At 70.8% G+C, this 16,677-nt stretch carries 10 protein-coding genes; 5 read left to right on the forward strand and 5 right to left on the reverse strand.

The window, feature by feature from the left end; translation table 11 throughout:
• Together ACWDLG_RS06885 and miaB are read right to left on the reverse strand one after the other, a co-directional pair.
• The gene (locus ACWDLG_RS06885; RefSeq protein WP_449916804.1) at window positions 1-594 is read right to left on the reverse strand and encodes a hypothetical protein; all 594 of its coding nucleotides are present in this window, start codon (window positions 592-594) and stop codon (window positions 1-3) included.
• A gap of 1,333 nt (window positions 595-1,927) precedes the next feature.
• A complete protein-coding gene (miaB, locus tag ACWDLG_RS06890; protein ID WP_449916807.1) occupies window positions 1,928-3,409 on the reverse strand; it encodes a tRNA (N6-isopentenyl adenosine(37)-C2)-methylthiotransferase MiaB in 1,482 nt (493 codons plus the stop codon).
• A 124-nt stretch (window positions 3,410-3,533) separates the two neighbouring features.
• Between miaB and ACWDLG_RS06895 the strand changes: the two genes are divergently transcribed.
• The 5 genes from ACWDLG_RS06895 to ACWDLG_RS06915 all read left to right on the forward strand — a co-directional run bounded on the left by ACWDLG_RS06895 (window position 3,534) and on the right by ACWDLG_RS06915 (window position 8,685).
• Entirely contained in the window at window positions 3,534-4,283 is a 750-nt protein-coding gene (locus ACWDLG_RS06895; protein WP_354906638.1) for an amino acid ABC transporter ATP-binding protein, read from the forward strand.
• A gap of 20 nt (window positions 4,284-4,303) precedes the next feature.
• Window positions 4,304-5,173: a glutamate ABC transporter substrate-binding protein gene (locus ACWDLG_RS06900; RefSeq protein ID WP_449916810.1), complete on the forward strand. Its 870-nt coding sequence runs from the start codon at window positions 4,304-4,306 to the stop codon at window positions 5,171-5,173.
• Window positions 5,174-5,249: 76 nt separating this feature from the next.
• On the forward strand, window positions 5,250-5,918 hold the full coding sequence (locus ACWDLG_RS06905; protein ID WP_449916813.1) for an amino acid ABC transporter permease: 669 nt from the start codon (window positions 5,250-5,252) through the stop codon (window positions 5,916-5,918).
• A complete protein-coding gene (locus tag ACWDLG_RS06910) occupies window positions 5,915-6,829 on the forward strand; it encodes an amino acid ABC transporter permease (RefSeq protein ID WP_449916815.1) in 915 nt (304 codons plus the stop codon). The genes ACWDLG_RS06905 and ACWDLG_RS06910 overlap by 4 nt, the downstream gene beginning before the upstream one ends.
• 38 nt (window positions 6,830-6,867) lie before the next feature.
• A complete protein-coding gene (locus tag ACWDLG_RS06915) occupies window positions 6,868-8,685 on the forward strand; it encodes a S9 family peptidase (RefSeq protein ID WP_449916817.1) in 1,818 nt (605 codons plus the stop codon).
• Window positions 8,686-9,001: 316 nt separating this feature from the next.
• Here ACWDLG_RS06915 and rny read toward each other — a convergent pair whose 3' ends face one another.
• From rny to recA, 3 genes are all read right to left on the reverse strand, one after another.
• The gene (gene rny, locus ACWDLG_RS06920; protein ID WP_354906643.1) at window positions 9,002-10,621 is read right to left on the reverse strand and encodes a ribonuclease Y; all 1,620 of its coding nucleotides are present in this window, start codon (window positions 10,619-10,621) and stop codon (window positions 9,002-9,004) included.
• A 932-nt stretch (window positions 10,622-11,553) separates the two neighbouring features.
• On the reverse strand, window positions 11,554-12,018 hold the full coding sequence (locus tag ACWDLG_RS06925; protein WP_449917569.1) for a regulatory protein RecX: 465 nt from the start codon (window positions 12,016-12,018) through the stop codon (window positions 11,554-11,556).
• Window positions 12,019-15,397: 3,379 nt separating this feature from the next.
• Window positions 15,398-16,495 (reverse strand): recombinase RecA, encoded by a 1,098-nt coding sequence (gene recA, locus ACWDLG_RS06930; RefSeq protein ID WP_354906645.1) that lies wholly within the window; start codon window positions 16,493-16,495, stop codon window positions 15,398-15,400.
• Window positions 16,496-16,677 lie beyond the last annotated feature (182 nt).

Here is a 16,677-nt window from a genome sequence, read left to right on the forward strand (position 1 = left end):
TCAGCAGCCGTTCTTCGCGCACTGCCCGGGGACGGCGCCCGGAGGGCCGTCGGCCGGGCCGGGCTCGGCGGGCTCGGACGGCCGGTCGGTGCCGCTCGAGGAGCCGGGATCGTCCTGCCGGTCGGTGCCGTTCTGGGAGCCGCCGGGCTCGTCCTTGGAGCCGTCGCCGCGGCTCGCGGGGCCCGCCGACCCGGAGTCGGAGTCGCCGGCGGGCCTGTCGGCGGGAGCGGGGTCGCCCCCGGCCGACTCGCCGCCCTCCTCGGGAAGCGTGGCGTCGCCCTCCGCGCTGTCGCCCGGATCGCCGAGGTCCTCTCCTGGCCCCTCGCTGTCCTCCTCGGCCGCGCCGGCGCCCGCCGGTCCCGATCCCTGCCGGGCCTCGTCGCCGGGCTGCGAGACCGACGTGCCCTTGCCGTCGCCGCCGGCGCCCAGCACCGCGAACCCGACCCCGCCCGCCGCGAGGAGGGCGACGAGGGCGGAGGCGGCGATGACGACGCCCTTCCTGCTCCTGCGCGGTCGTGGATCGTGTCCGGGCCCGGAGAGGATCTCCACTCCGTGGTCAGGCTGGCCCGTCGGGGAGGGGACGTGCCCGTGCATGAGAGAACTCCCTGCGGTCGTATCGGGGGAAACGCGATGGCTTCCGCGGGTGATGGACCACACTAACCGCAGGAGCCGAATGCCCGCACACCAATCACAAAGGAATCACGACTTGTCATCATTTGACGCCATATGCCCAGGTTGGCGGGCGAGAGCGGTTCCCATCGCGGGCGTGGCCGCCGTCCTCGGGACCGCCGGACTGGGGGTTTTCCTGGCGCTTCCTGCGGATATCGATGATCGTTCCGATGAGCGTCGGCCTGGGGCGATAAGGGCACTTACCGCAAATCCTGAAATATCAACTTCCACGGCGAAGACAGACTCCCCGTGGGTACGGCCGGTGCCCGCCCCGCCGTACCCAGCGGCCGGAGGGTGGTTCGGCGGCGGCCGCCCCGGGGAAGCGGTGCCGCCCATGGACGGTGCGGCGTTGCTCGACGGAATGCCACGCTCCGGCGGGCCAGCGGTGGTGGACGGGACGCCGTCCTCCGGTGGGCCGTCTCCGGCCGAGGGGGAACGCGTCGCTGGAGCGCCGCGTTCGGGTGGGACCGCGGGCGTCGACGGAGCGCGGGGTGCGGGTGGGACCGCGGGCGTCGACGGAGCGCGGGGTGCGGGTGGACCGGGGGAAGTCGGCGGAGCGCCTGGCTCCGGCCGGCCGACCGGTGACGAGGCCCCGGGCGGTCAAAACGGCGGCGCCCCGCCGCGGGCGAACGTGGCGGAGCGGACGCCGCGAAGCGAGCCCCGCACGCCCGCGGTCCAGCCGTCCGCGCCGGGCCCGGCGCCCGACCCCTGCGCCACGTTCCATGACCTGCGGCGCACTTACTGCTACGACGTGCTGGACCGCCTGTCCCCCTGAACGGCACGGCCGCCGCGAGGAGGCCTCCCCTGCCCGAACGGATACCGGTGCCCCGGACACCGCCCCGGGGCGCCGCCACCCAGGAGGTCCCAGTGCCGGCGCTCCGGCCGAGGATGCAGACGGCCACGCCTCCCTATGCTCCGGCCAGGGACGCGACGGCCAAGCCGACCGGGGACGCGACGGCCAAGCCGACCGGGGACGCGACGGCCAAGCCGACCGGGGACGCGACGGCCGAGCCGGCAGGGGACACGACAGCCAAGCTTCCGTCACCCGGGCTGACGCCGCCCAGGCGACCCTGGCTCGGGATGTCGACACATGAGGACGCCCCGGAATGACGCAGCCGCCGGCCGGGAGGCCGCGGCGCGGGATCACGAGGTTCCGGGGCGCGTCACCTCGAATGGCCCGCGGCCGGCACGGTTGCCTGGGGAAACCCGAAGGGCGGGGCCGCCCCACGTGCAGGAGCGCCCCGCCGTACGACGCGCGTCAGGAGGTGACGGCGCAGCCGGACGGTTCGACGGGCAGGGGCGCGGGCCTGCCGATGGTCGGCATGCCGAGCGCCACCCCCTTCGGCCTGGCAGCGGCGCCCTGGCGAGCCTCCCACGCGTCGCCCGCGCGGGTGCGGCGCAGCCCGAGCGGACGGTCGGCGACCAGGTGGTGCGGGGCGGCGTAGGTCACCTCGACCGTCACCATGTCGCCGGGCCGCGGCGCCTGCTCGCCCACCGCGAAGTGCACGAGCCGGTTGTCGGGCGCGCGGCCCGACAGGCGCCTGGTGGTCTCGTCCTTGCGGCCCTCACCCTCGGCGACCAGCACCTCGAGCGTGCGGCCGACCTGCTTCTTGTTCTCCTCCCAGGAGATCTCCTCCTGAAGGGCGATCAGGCGCTCGTAACGCTCCTGCACGACCTCCTTCGGCACCTGGTCGGGCATGGTGGCCGCGGGGGTGCCGGGGCGGATGGAGTACTGGAAGGTGAAGGCGTTGGCGAAGCGGCTCTGCCGTACGACGTCGAGGGTGCCCTGGAAGTCCTCCTCGGTCTCGCCGGGGAAGCCCACGATGATGTCGGTGGAGATGGCCGCGTCGGGCATGGCGGCGCGGACCCGGTCGATGATGCCGAGGAAACGCTCGGCCCGGTAGGAGCGGCGCATCGCCTTCAGGACCCGGTCGGAGCCCGACTGCAGCGGCATGTGGAGCTGGTGCATGACGTTCGGCGTCTCGGCCATGGCGGCGATGACGTCGTCGGTGAAGGCGGCCGGATGCGGCGAGGTGAAGCGGACCCGCTCCAGCCCCTCGATGTCGCCGCAGGCGCGCAGCAGCTTGCCGAAGGCGAGCCGGTCGCCGAACTCGACGCCGTAGGTGTTGACGTTCTGGCCGAGCAGCGTGACCTCGAGGACGCCCTGCTCCACCAGCGTCCTGACCTCGGCCAGGACGTCGCCGGGCCGCCTGTCCTTCTCCTTGCCGCGCAGCGAGGGCACGATGCAGAAGGTGCAGGTGTTGTTGCAGCCGACCGAGACCGACACCCATGCCGCGTACGGCGACTCGCGCTTGGTCGGCAGCGTCGAGGGGAAGACCTCGAGCGACTCCTTGAGCTCGACCTGCGCCTCCCCGGCGATGCGGGCGCGTTCGAGCAGCACGGGCAGCGACCCGATGTTGTGGGTGCCGAAGACCACGTCGACCCACGGGGCCTTGCGGACGATCTCGCCCTGGTCTTTCTGCGCCAGACAGCCGCCGACGGCGATCTGCATGTCGGGGTTCTTCAGCTTGGCCGGCCGTAGGTGGCCGAGATTGCCGTAAAGGCGGTTGTCAGCGTTCTCGCGAACGGCGCACGTGTTGAACACGACCACGTCGGCGTCCTGGCCCTCGGGGGCGGGAACGTAACCGGCGTCCTCCAGCAGGCCGGCAAGCCGCTCGGAGTCGTGCACGTTCATTTGGCACCCGTAGGTGCGCACCTGATAAGTCCGGGTCACAGTCATGGCACTTCCAAGCGTAGGCGTTCCGCCGCAACACTCGCGCCGGGGCCGAAAATGAGGATGCCGTGATCGGATCGGTACCACCCGGTTAGTGACCGTTGCGTCCGACCCCTCTACGTTGTCATCCATGACGGAGAACTCGACTCCGCTGGTCAAGCTGGAGAATGTCCAAAAGCACTTCGGGGCGCTGCACGTCCTGAAGGACATCAATCTGACCGTTTCCCGCGGTGAGGTCCTGGTCGTGATCGGCCCTTCGGGCGGTGGCAAGTCCACCCTCTGCAGGACGATCAACCGCCTGGAGACCATCGACGGCGGCCAGATCATCTTCGACGGCACTCCGCTTCCAGCCGAGGGCAAGGCGCTGGCGAGCCTCCGCTCCGAGGTCGGCATGGTCTTCCAGTCGTTCAACCTGTTCGCCCACAAGACGATTCGGGAGAACGTCACGCTCGGGCCGACCAAGGTGCGCGGCGTCGCCAAGGACAAGGCCGACAGGCGGGCGATGGAGCTGCTGGAGCGTGTCGGCATCGCCGCGCAGGCGGACAAGTATCCCGCCCAGCTGTCCGGCGGGCAGCAGCAGCGCGTGGCCATCGCCAGGGCGCTCGCGATGGACCCCAAGATGATCCTCTTCGACGAGCCCACCTCCGCACTGGACCCCGAGATGGTGCAGGAGGTTCTCGACGTCATGATCGGGCTCGCCCGCGACGGGATGACCATGGTGGTCGTCACGCACGAGATGGGCTTCGCCCGCCGGGCGGCCAACAGGGTGGTGTTCATGGCCGACGGCCAGATCGTCGAGGAGGCCACCCCCGAAGAGTTCTTCACCAACGCCCAGACCGATCGGGCCAAGGACTTCCTGTCCAAGATTCTTACGCACTAGAACTAGAAGAGGTGTCATACATGCGTGTTCAACGTGCGGGTGCCGCGATTGCGGCAGCGGGCGTCCTGGTCGGGAGCCTGGCGGCTTGTGGCGGCGACAAGACCTACTCCAGCGTGTCCGACAAGGTCCAGGACGGCGCCACCATCGTGGTCGGCACCAAGTGGGACCAGCCGAGCCTGGGCTTGAAGAAGGGCGCCGAGCCCGAGGGTTTCGACGTTGACGTCGCCAAGGCCGTGCTCAAGGAGATGAACGGCGGCAAGGATGTCAAGATCGAGTGGAAGGAGTCGGCCTCGTCCAACCGCGAGCCGTTCCTGGCCAACGGCACGGTCGACATCATCTTCGCCACCTACTCCATCACCGAGGCCCGCAAGCAGAAGGTCACCTTCGGCGGGCCGTACGTGGTCGCCCACCAGGACGTGATGGTCCGCGGCAACGACACCGCGATCACCAAGCCGCAGGACCTGACCGGCAAGCGCATCTGCAAGGCCTCGGGTTCCAACTCCTACAAGCGGATCACCGACCCGCCGCCGGACGGCCAGCTCGACCTCGACGCCACGACGGTCGACGCCGCCAACTACTCCGAGTGCGTCCAGAAGCTGCAGGGCAGCAACCTCGACGCCGTCACCACCGACGACCTGATCCTGGCCGGCTTCGCCAAGCAGGCGCAGGCCTCCGGTGGCAACTTCAAGGTGCTCGGCCAGCCGTTCACCGACGAGAAGTACGGCGTCGGCCTGAAGAAGGGCGACACCAAGACCTGCGAGGCCGTCAACACGGCCGTGGCCAAGCTGTGGCAGAACGGCACCATGAAGCAGCTGCTGGAGAAGTGGTTCGGCGGCATTCAGGGCCTGCAGCTGTCGTCGGAGGCCCCGAAGGCCGAGGGTTGCGCCTAGCCGGACGGCGAGCGACGGACCGGACGCGGCGGCCGGGTAGCCTCGGCCGCCGCTGTCATATCAACGGTGGAGCACTGTGGACGAACTGATTCAATACGCCCCTGAACTGGCGCGGGGGTTCATGGAGAACATCAAGCTCTCGCTCGTGGGCCTGGTGGTCTCCCTCACCCTCGGCACGGTGCTGGTGGCGATGCGGGTGTCTCCGATCCCCGTCATGCGCGTGGCCGGCACGGTCTACGTCAACATCGTGCGGAACACGCCGTTGACGCTGGTGCTGGCGTTCTCGGCGCTGGGCCTGAGCGACACGCTCGGCCTGGTCTTCTCCGACATACCGCGGACCAACTCCTTCTGGATCGTCGCGATGGGCCTGTCGTGCTACACGGCGGCGTTCGTCTGCGAGGCGCTGCGCGCGGGCATCAACACGGTGCCGCTCGGCCAGGCGGAGGCGGCGCGGGCGATCGGGCTGACGTTCTTCCAGTCGCTCAGGCTGATCATCCTGCCGCAGGCGTTCCGCGCGGTCGTGGCGCCGCTCGGCAGCGTGATCATCGCCATGGTGAAGAACACCACGGTGGCGACGGCGGGCGGCTTCCTCGGGGAGGTGGCGGCGACGATGAAGGAGATCTTCGACACCACCGGCGCCTCGATCCCGATCTTCGTGGGCATCGTGCTCGCGTTCATGGCCGTGACCCTGCCCATCGGCTACTTCACCGGATGGCTCTCCCGACGGTTGGCGGTGGCCCGATGAGCACCTCTGTCCTGTTCGACGCGCCGGGGCCGCGGGCCAAGATCCGCAACGGCATCCTGACGGTCGTCAGCGTGGTCGCGGTCGCGGCCGTGCTCTACGGCATCTACGCGGGCTTCGACGCCAAGAACCAGTGGGACGGCCGCATCTGGCGGCCGTTCCTGCAGGCCGAGACGTGGGAGATCTGGATCATCCCCGGCCTGATCGGCACGTTGCGGGCGGCGGCCGTGGCCGCTGTGCTCGCGCTGCTCTTCGGGGCGGTGTTCGGCCTGGCCAGGCTCTCCGACCACAAGTGGATCAGGGTCCCGGCGGGCGTGGTGGTCGAGGTCTTCCGCGCCATCCCGCTGCTGCTGCTGATCTTCTTCATCTTCTACCTGGCGCCCACGCTGTTCGGCGGCGGCGACTACGCCTTCATCTCGGTCGTCCTCGGCCTGATGCTCTACAACGGCTCGGTGCTGGCCGAAGTGGTCAGAGCCGGTGTGCTGGCCGTGCCCAAGGGCCAGTCGGAGGCGGCGTACGCGATCGGCATGCGCAAGAACCAGGTGATGCGGCTGGTCCTGCTGCCGCAGGCGGTCACCGCCATGATGCCGGCGATCGTCAGCCAGCTCGTGGTCCTGCTCAAGGACACCGCGCTCGGCTACATCATCGCCTACGTCGACCTGCTCAACACCGGCTTCAAGATCCTTCCCTCGGCGCTCTTCGGCTCGCTGATCCCGGCCGCGATCGTGATCGGCGTCATCTACGTCGGCCTGAACATGGCACTGAGCGCGCTTGCCACCTGGCTGGAGCGGCGCAGCAGGCGCAGCCGCAAGACCGCGGCGCCGCCGGTCGTCCCGCCCGCCGCGGGCATGCTCGGCGGCGGACCCGCTCCGGCGGCCCCCGGCGCGGCGGAAGCCGTGGCCACGATGGAGTAACGGCCACGAGAGGCATGGTTTTCCGGCAGGATGCGGCTATGCCTCTCTGGCTTTCTCCCATCTCCACCACCGACGTCGCGAGCTCGGGCCTGCGGCTGGCGTGGCCCACCGTCTCCGGCGAGGAGATCTGGTGGACCGAGGACCGGCCCGACGAGGGCGGCCGCACCACGATCGTCCACGGGGCGGCCGACGGCACGCGCACCGAGCTGCTGGCCGCCCCGTGGAACGCCCGCAGCAGGGTCCACGAGTACGGCGGGCAGCCGTACCTGGTGACGCCGCGCGGGGTCGTCTTCGTCAACTTCGCCGACCAGCGCCTCTACCTGGTGACCTCCGGCGAGCCGCGACCGCTCACCGCCGACGACGGCTCCCGCTACGCCGACCTGCACCTCGGCGACGGCCGATTGTGGTGCGTGCGCGAACGCCACGACGGCAAGGTCACCCGCGCCATCGTCTCGATCCCCCTCGACGGCGGCGACGCCGGCGAGCTGGTGACCGGCAACGACTTCTACGCCTCCCCCACCCTCTCCCCCGACGGCCGGCACCTGGCCTACATCTGCTGGAACCACCCGCGCATGCCGTGGAACGGCACCGAACTGCGCGTCGTCCGCCTGTCCGACGGCGACTCGTGGACCGTCAAGGGCGGATCCACCGAGTCGGTCCTGGCGCCGCAGTGGAAGGACGACAGCCACCTCTACCTCGTCTCCGACTCGTCGGGCTGGTGGAACCTCTACCTGATCGGCATCCACGGCACCTCCCTCCAGGCGCTCCACCCGGCCGAGGAGGAGTTCGCGGGGCCGCTGTGGTTTCTGGGCGGCCAGCCGTACCAGGTGATGGGCGACGGGCGGCTCGCCGTCCTGCACGGGCGGGGCGACCTGCGCCTCGGTCTCCTCGACCCGCGGACCGGCGTCCTAAACGACCTCGACGTGCCCTACTCGGGGTGGGATCCGGCCCTGTCCGCCGACGGCACGATGCTGGCCGGAGTCGCGTACGGCGGGGCGATCCCCCGCTCGGTGGCCAGGATCGACACGGTGACCGGCAGGGTCGAGGGCCTGCGCCGCGACATCACCGAACTGCCCGACGTGGCCTACCTGCCCACGCCCGAACCCGTCGAGTTCACCGGCCGGCTCGGACGGCAGGTGCACGCCTTCCTCTACCGGCCGATCCACGCCGACGGCGCGGCACCCTACGTGGTGTTCGTCCACGGCGGGCCGACCGCGCACAGCGGCTCGGCACTCGACCTGGAGAAGGCGTTCTTCACCTCGCGCGGCATCGGCGTGATCGACGTCAACTACGGCGGCTCCACCGGGTACGGCAGGGCCTACCGCGACCGGCTGCGCGGCCAGTGGGGCATCGTCGACGTCGAGGACACCGTCGCCGCCGCCGAATGGCTCGTCGCCGAGGGGATCGCCGACCCGGCGCGCATCGCCGTCCGCGGGGGAAGCGCGGGCGGCTGGACAGTGATGGCGGCCTGCTGCCGGTCGGACGTCTTCGCCGGCGGCGTGTCCTACTACGGGGTGAGCGCGCTCGCCCCGCTCAACGCCCACACGCACGACTTCGAGTCGCGCTACACCGAATGGCTGGTCGGACCGGAGGATCCCGCACTCTACGCCGGACGGGAGCCGCTGGCACTGGTCGGCGGGGTGTCGTGCCCGATGCTGCTGCTCCAGGGGCTGGACGATCCGGTGGTACCGCCCGCGCAGTCGTCGGCGTTCGCCGACGCGCTGTCGGAGCGAGGGGTGTCGTGCACGTATCTCGCGTTCGAGGGGGAGTCGCACGGCTTCCGCCGCACGGAGACGAGGACGGCGGCGCTGGCCGCCGAGCTGTCGTTCTACCAGCAGATCTTCACGTTGCCGTAGGGGCCGGGGCGGCGGCCCGCGCACCACGGGCGCGGGACCGGCCTCAGGCTTCGAGCCGGTGGTCGGCCTCAGGCTTCGAGCCGGGAGCGGTCGCGGCCTCGCGCCGGGGGACGGTCGCGGGACCTGCCTCAGGCCTCGCGCCCAGGGACGCGGCCTCGGGACCGACCTCGGCCGGTGGGCCGAAGGACCCGGCCGGCGTCCCCGACGTGACGGCGGGCACCGAAGTCCTGCTGGAGCACGCGTGGGAGGACGGACGGTCACCGGTGACCCCGGTGGCCTCGACCGTGGCGTGCCGTACGGGAAGGACCGGACGGCGTCAGCGGGCGAACTCGGTGGCCCGGGACTCGCGGACGACGGTGATGCGGATCTGGCCGGGGTAGGTGAGCTCCTCCTCCACCTGCTTGGCCACGTCGCGCGCGATCACCTGGGCCTGGATGTCGTCGACGGCGTCCGGCTTGACCATGACACGGATCTCGCGGCCCGCCTGCATGGCGAACACCTTGTCCACCCCGTCGAAGGAGGTGGCGATCTCCTCCAGGCGCTCCAGCCGCTTCACGTACGCCTCCAGCGACTCGCGCCGCGCCCCCGGCCGCGACCCGCTGATCGCGTCGGCCGCCTGGGTGAGCACCGCCTCCACCGTGCGCACCTCGACCTCGTTGTGGTGCGCCTCGATGGCGTGGACGACGTCCTCGTGCTCGCCGTAGCGGCGAGCGATCTCCGCGCCGATCAGCGCGTGGCTGCCCTCGACCTCGTGCGTGAGCGCCTTGCCGATGTCGTGCAGCAGCGCGCACCGCTTCAGCAGCTGATGGTCCATCTTGAGCTCGGCGGCCATGATCCCGGCGATGTGCGCGGACTCGATCAGGTGCTTGAGCACGTTCTGCCCGTAGCTGGTGCGATAGCGCAACTGGCCCAGCAGCAGCGTCAGCTCCGGGTGCATGTCGGTGATCCCGAGCTCGACCAGCGCGTCCTCGCCCGCCCGCGCGCACAGGTCCTGCACCTCCTGGCGGCTGCGGTCGTGGGCCTCCTCGATGCGCTGCGGGTGGATCCGCCCGTCGAGCACGAGCTTCTCCAACGTCAGCCGCGCCGTCTCCCGCCGCACCGGGTCGAAACAGGACAGCAGCACCGCCTCGGGCGTGTCGTCGATGATGAGGTTGACCCCCGTCGTCGACTCGAACGCCCTGATGTTGCGCCCCTCACGGCCGATGATCCGGCCCTTCATGTCGTCACCGGGCAGGTGCAGCACGCTGACCACGGACTCCGCCGTCTGCTCGGCCGCGATCCGCTGCACCGCCAGCGTCACGATCTTGGTGGCGCGCTTCTCGCCTTCCTTGCGGGCGTCGCTCTCGATCTCCCTGACGATCAGCGCGGCCTCGCGCTTGGCCTGGTTCTCGATCTCCTTGACCAGCTCGTTCTTGGCCTGATCGGACGTCAGCCCCGCCACACGCTCGAGAATGGCCCGGCGCTCGGTCTCGACCTGCAGCAGCTCCTCACGGCGGTCGGCCAGCTCCGTCTCGGTCTCGGCAAGCTTCCTGCCCCGCTCGGTCTGCCGTCGAGCCTCCTCGTCGAGCCGCTGCTCCCGCTCGCCCAGGCGGTTCTCCCTCCGCTCCAGGTCGGCCCGCAGCTCCTTCAGCTCGTTCTTGAGGATGCGGCTCTCCTCCTCGACCTGCTGCCGCATCTGCGCCGCCGTCTCTGCCGCCATCTCCGACCTGCGCAGGATCTCGACGGCGTCGGACTGCGCCTTGTCCCTGATCTGTACGGCTTCGCGGCGCGCCTCCTCCAGCTCCGACTGCACCGCGGCCAGCTCGTCCGGTGACGGTTTGACCGCCTGAGGCGGCGTCAGGGCGGCAGTACGGCGCAACAGCACGACAAACGCGACGATCATCACGCACGCCAGCAGGAGCACCGCCACCGCCAGCACCACGACAGGCGTCTCCATGTGCGCCCCGCCCTCCTCGCGTCACAGCTTCCAAACGCCCCAGGAGGGGTCACGTGCACGGCACGGATCGCCCCATCGGTGTCTCCACCAGGACAAATATCAAGCCAAGGCGGACCGGGCGTCGACGTGGACCGCCGACACCTTGTCGTTCATGGTCAATCGAGCTCGCTCGTCCGTAGTTCACCGGTATGGCAATCCGCACTGCGCGGAGTAACTCCTCACTGCCGTCGAGGTTATGCGTCGAAGAGGTAACGGGCAAGCAAAGACTCATTGTCAAGCGTGTCCTACCATCAAATCGAGCACATACCGCACGATCTTTCCCAAAATGGCCGACATGCCGTCATTTACCCAGCTAATCCTGACCTGACGCGCCCCGGAGACGCTGATCTCAGCACCTCTTACCGGTTCATGACCGGACCGCCGCACCACCCCTGATCATGATCGTCGGAGGGTCGGAGCGACCATGATCAGGCCTGCTCGAACCGGCGTTTCCACCGCGCCTGACGGGCTCCTCGCGGATCATCCCACCGGCCCCGGTGCGGGGCTCCTTAGTTTGGAGAACGGTCTAACGTCTCGGGGCGATCGCACGGTCCCCCGACTCCCCCGCACGACGGGTCGTGCAGCCCCATGACCAGCGCAACCACCCTCGACGGGCCCGCCCAGGCCCCAGCTCCCGGGCAAGGCCCGGTCGGCGAGGCCTCACGGCCGGGTCAAACACCCGCCGTCGCCAGGAAAACCCACCCTCCTCGGCTGAAGGAGACCGCCTACCGCTCGTCCGAGGGAGACCGCCTGCCGCTGTCTGGAGGGTGCCACCTACCGCCTCGGATGGTGGAGAAGCCCCTGCCGCGGCGGAGAATCCCCCGCCCGCCTCCGCGTCGCGGAGAAGCCGCGGACCACCCCTTCGCGACGCGGGGAGCCCACTCCCTCCGCGTCTAGGGGAAGTCGTCCTCCACCTCGACACCCTCGCTCTCCAGCGCCTCACGGACCACCCGGTAGGCCACCCCTGCCCCGTACCCCTTCCGCGCCAGCATCCCGGCCAGCCGCCGGGTGCGGGCCTGCGGATCAAGCCCACGGGTGGAGGCGAGCTTGCGTTCGACGAGCCTGCGGGCCGTCTCCACCTCCTGGTCGGAGTCGACACGCTCGACGGCCTCGTTGATCGTGTCGCTGTCGACGCCCCGGTGCCGCAACTCCGCCGCCAACGCCCGACGTGCGAGCCCCCGACCATGGTGCCGGGAGTCCACCCACGCGTCGGCGAACGCCTCGTCGTTGATCAGCCCCAGCTCGGTGAACCGATCCAGCACCGCCTCCGCGGCCTCCCTGGGCACATCGCGCTTCCGCAACGCCTCGGCGAGTTGCGCCCTCGTCTTCGGCGCCATCGTGAGCAGCCTCAGGCAGATGGCCCGCGCGACCGACTCCGGGTCCGCCTCGGGGCCCGAGGCCGCCTCGGACCCTTCCTGCGGCCCCTCCGCCCAGCCTGCGGAGCGAGCTCTGCCGCTTCCCTTCCGTGACCCGCCGCCGCGCCGCCTTCCCTGCCCCTGACGCCGCCCCTCACGGCGCCCATCTTCCGCCCCGGACCATCCTTCAACAGAACCGTCCTTCGACCCGAACAGGCCACCCTCGGGCCCGTCCCCGGCCCCCAACAGGCTGCCACCGGGCCCCTCTCCCGACCCGAACAGGCCATCACCGGGCCCTTCTCCGAACCCGAACAGGCCATCACGGGATCCCACCCGGGCGTCACCAGGCCGGTCTTCCGCCCCGGACCGCCCTTCACCAGGCGCCTCTCCGAACCCGAACAGGCCACCACGGGGCCGCTCTTCCGCTCCGGACCATCCTTCGGCAGGACCGACTTTCGCCCCGGACCGCGCTTCACCAGGCCCGTCTTCGGACCCGAACCGTCCTTCACCGGCACCCAGGTCCGGCGCCGACCTGTAAGGACCGACTCCGGCCGCGTCCGTCTGCCGCTCCTGGGGCTCGTCGTCCTGCTCCCGGTGTCCCTGCTCGTCGTGTGGCGGACGCTCGGCCGAGCCTCGCCTCCGGGGGATGGACTGTGGCCACCCCGTAGGGCCCTTGCCGCCGACCTCCCCGACGCCCCCGGAACCGGACGTTCCGGAAACGGCAGGACGGTAATCGCTGGATGGCCCAGCCGACCACGCGGCATCCGACGCTCTGTTCGGCGGGTCCTCTCCCCTGGCCCACTCGGGCGCCTCACCCTTGGAGTCGAAGTCGACGAAGCCGTCACCTGAGCCGAAGCCAGCACGCCCCCGTCCCGAGCCGGCACGATCCCGGCCTCGGCTGCTACCCCAGCCGCCCTCAGCGCGACCATCCGAACGGCGACCGCCCCGACTGCCATCGCTACGCCGGCCCGAGGAGCTTGCATCCCAGCCGCCCCCATCACGGCCGGCACCCCGGTCGCCATCAAGCTGTCGCCCCGAGTCGCTCGCCCCCCAACCACCATCACCGCGACCGCCTGAAACACCCCAACCACCGTCACCACGGCTGCCTGAAGCACCCCAACCACCGTCACCACGGCTGCCTGAAGCGCTTCCGCCCCGGCCGCTCTCACCACGGCCACGTGAAGCGCCAGCGCCCCGGCCGCCCTCGCCACGGCCACCCGAGGCACTCACACCCCGAGCGCCATCACCACGGCCGCCTGAAGCACCCCAACCACCGTCACCACGGCCACGTGAGGCGTTCCCGCCCCGGCCGCCATCGCCATGACCATCCGTGCTGCCGTCATCCCAGCCGCTGTCGGCGTGATCGGTCGAGAGGTCGTCACCCCAGCCGGTAGGGGTCGAGGAACGCCTTCCCGTAGACCCGGCGCCACCACGGGTCGACCGAGGGGCGCTGTCGTCACTGCCGGTCCAGCGGGACTCACCTCGGGCGCGGCGGGAGCCCTTACGCGAGCGTGATGCCCCGCGACTTCCCGACAGGCCGTCGTCGCCGGAAGCGAGCCCACGTTCCGAGTGGGTGCCGTCATCTCCTGACTCCAGCCACCCGTACGGCCGGCCGCCGTCATCGCCGGAGTCGAGCCACGCGTTCGACCCGCTGCCGTCGTCGCCCGAGCCGAGCCCTCCCTCGGGGACGGCCCACTGGTCCCTGGACGATCGGGCCCGAGACCGGCGCTTGGATCGTGGTTCCCGCTGCGGGATGTCAGGCCACGCGCCCCAGTCATGCGCCGCCCCCGGACGGTCATCCTCTTCCTCTCGGCGGGAGGGCGGTTTCAGTGCGGTGGTGTCTGCCACGGGGTCTTCTGTGCGCGCGCTGCTGGGCGATGGTTCCGGCGAGGCCGTGTTCTCGCCGGCCGTCGGAGCGACGGCCGGTTCTCTGACGACGGGGTCGCCACGATCGTCCGGAGAAGCGCCCCCTTCGCCCCCGCCGACCGCCTGAGCGGAGGACGAGCGTCCCTCCCCATGGGACGAGCGTCCCTCCGCGTGGGACAAACGCTCCGCCACGAGTGGAGTCGGTCCCTCGGTGTGGGAGCTGCCGCCCTCCACACGGGCAGTCCGTTCCCCGGCCCGGGAAGTGCCGCCCTCCACACGGGAGGCGCGTCCCTTGGCGCGGGGAGTGCCGCCCTCCACACGGGAGGCGCGTCCCTCGGTGCGGGGAGTGCCGCCCTCCACACGGGCAGTCCGTTCCTCGGCCCGGGAAGTGCGGTCTTCCACACGGGAGGCGCGTTCGTCTCGTGTCGAGGGACGCGCCTCTGCCTGGGGCGTCCGATCCCCACTATCGGAGGCGCGGTCGTCAGGGTGGTCGGTGGGTTCGGCGCTGCTGGTGGGTGACCAGGCCGGGCCTGTCGCGGCGAACGGCCAGGCGGGGGCGGGCTCGTCGGCCGAAGGCGGCCGTGCCCGGCCTCTTCCACGCGACGCGCGGGGTGAGGCGAGGTCGGCGACGCCGTCGGGGATGCTGCCCCAGGCGTCCGCGCCGGTGGTGTTCGTGTCCCACGAACCCGTGCTCCGGGATGCCGTGCCCCAACTGTCGGCGCCCGTGCTGTTCGTCTCCCACGAACCCGAGCCAGGGGATCCCGTGTCCCAGGTGTCCGCGCCCGTGCTGTCCCCGCCCCACGGACCTGAGCCAGTGGGCCCCGGGCTCCAGGCGTCCGAGCTGGCACTGTCCGTGCCCCACGACCCTGAATCCTGGGTCCCCGTGTCCCAGGATTCAGAGTCGGCGCTGTTCGTGTCCCGCGAGCCCGAGCCAGAGGGTCCCGGGCTCCAGGCGTCCGCGCCGGCACTTTCCGCGTCCCATGAACCCGAGCCCCGGGATTCCGAAAGTCGGGATGCTGTGCTCCAGATGCCCGAGTTCCACTGGTCAGCGTCATACCGCCGGCCGGGGCCCCAGCCGGTGAGGTTCCGTAGGTCCCAGGAACCAGAGCCGGGTGAGGTCAGCGAGTCGGGGTCTGCCGTGTGCCGGCCGTCCGGTCCGCGGTCATCGAGGCCCCAGCGGTCGCGGGGTCGGTCACCGGTGTCGCGGCCGTCATGGTCGCCACGGCCCAGGGGGTGGTGTGCGCCATCGTGAGGGTCACCGGCGAAGGTGCCGTCGTCGGCCGAGGGCTCACCGTGGGCGGGGGTGACGGCATCGCGGTCGCCGGAAGACGTGGGAGGGGTGGCTGAGCCGCCGTGCAGTTCGGAGGCGGTCGTGGGAGAACCCGCCACCTCCGAGGGAGTGCGCGCGTCAGGACCCTGGCCCGGCCGCTGGAAGGTCGCGGAGGCGGGCGGCTCCGGCGTGGAGCCGGAGGGCCGCTGGTCAGGGTCCGACGACGTGCTCATGGCTCAGCCCGGATCAGACGTCACCAGGCTTGGGCGCGGAAGCCTTGGAGCCGCGGCCCGAGGAGGCGGGAGCCGGAGGGGCGGCGGGAGCGGCGGCCTCGGCGGGCGCGTCGACGCGCGGGCCCACGCCCAGCTTCTCCTTGATCTTCTTCTCGATCTCGTTGGCCACGTCGGGGTGGTTGCGCAGGAAGTTACGCGCGTTCTCCTTGCCCTGGCCGAGCTGGTCGCCCTCGTAGGTGTACCAGGCGCCGGACTTGCGGACGAAGCCGTGCTCCACACCCATGTCGATGAGGCCGCCCTCACGGGAGATGCCCACGCCGTACAGGATGTCGAAGTCGGCGACGCGGAAGGGCGGCGCCATCTTGTTCTTGACGACCTTGACGCGGGTGCGGTTGCCGACCGCCTCCGTGCCGTCCTTGAGCGTCTCGATGCGCCGGATGTCGAGGCGGACCGAGGCGTAGAACTTCAGCGCCTTACCACCGGTCGTGGTCTCGGGCGAGCCGAACATGACACCGATCTTCTCGCGCAGCTGGTTGATGAAGATGGCGGTGGTGCCGGTGCTGTTGAGCGCGCCCGCGACCTTGCGCAGCGCCTGGGACATCAGACGGGCCTGGAGACCGACGTGGCTGTCGCCCATCTCGCCCTCGATCTCGGCCTTGGGCACCAGGGCGGCGACCGAGTCGATGACGATGATGTCGACGGCGCCCGAGCGGATCAGCATGTCGGCGATCTCGAGCGCCTGCTCACCCGTGTCGGGCTGGGAGACGAGCAGCGCGTCGGTGTCGACGCCGAGCTTCTTGGCGTATTCGGGGTCGAGGGCGTGCTCGGCGTCGATGAACGCGGCGATGCCGCCGGCCCGCTGGGCGTTGGCCACCGCGTGCAGCGCCACCGTGGTCTTACCGCTGGACTCGGGACCGTAGACCTCGATGATGCGGCCGCGGGGGAAACCACCGATGCCGAGCGCGACGTCGAGCGCGATCGAACCGGTCGGGACAACCTCGATGGGAGCCCTGGCGTCATCGCCGAGGCGCATGACGGAGCCCTTGCCGAACTGCCGCTCGATCTGTGCGAGGGCAGTCTCAAGGGCCTTCTCGCGGTCGTTGATAGCCATGGGAACTCCCCGGGAGGGTCGTGGTGTGGTCGGTCGAGTGAAAGCTACGCGGTGGGACCGACAATTTTCCGCCGGACGCGCGAGGCACCGTGGCCGGCGCTTCTCATGGTAGCCGAACGGCTGTTCGATCGCGCCTCGAACACGCCGACCACCCGCCGTGCCCGGCCGACATTCCCTGACAA

The sequence above is a fragment of the Nonomuraea sp. NPDC003727 genome, from assembly GCF_053586935.1.

Excerpts from the sequence above, each read along its gene's own strand:
- miaB (WP_449916807.1), bottom strand. The coding sequence starts at position 3,409 with ATGACTGTGACCCGGACTTATCAGGTGCGCACCTACGGGTGCCAAATG.
- ACWDLG_RS06885 (WP_449916804.1), bottom strand. The coding sequence starts at position 594 with ATGCACGGGCACGTCCCCTCCCCGACGGGCCAGCCTGACCACGGAGTG.
- ACWDLG_RS06895 (WP_354906638.1), top strand. The coding sequence starts at position 3,534 with ATGACGGAGAACTCGACTCCGCTGGTCAAGCTGGAGAATGTCCAAAAG.
- ACWDLG_RS06910 (WP_449916815.1), top strand. The coding sequence starts at position 5,915 with ATGAGCACCTCTGTCCTGTTCGACGCGCCGGGGCCGCGGGCCAAGATC.
- rny (WP_354906643.1), bottom strand. The coding sequence starts at position 10,621 with ATGGAGACGCCTGTCGTGGTGCTGGCGGTGGCGGTGCTCCTGCTGGCG.
- ACWDLG_RS06900 (WP_449916810.1), top strand. The coding sequence starts at position 4,304 with ATGCGTGTTCAACGTGCGGGTGCCGCGATTGCGGCAGCGGGCGTCCTG.
- ACWDLG_RS06915 (WP_449916817.1), top strand. The coding sequence starts at position 6,868 with ATGCCTCTCTGGCTTTCTCCCATCTCCACCACCGACGTCGCGAGCTCG.
- recA (WP_354906645.1), bottom strand. The coding sequence starts at position 16,495 with ATGGCTATCAACGACCGCGAGAAGGCCCTTGAGACTGCCCTCGCACAG.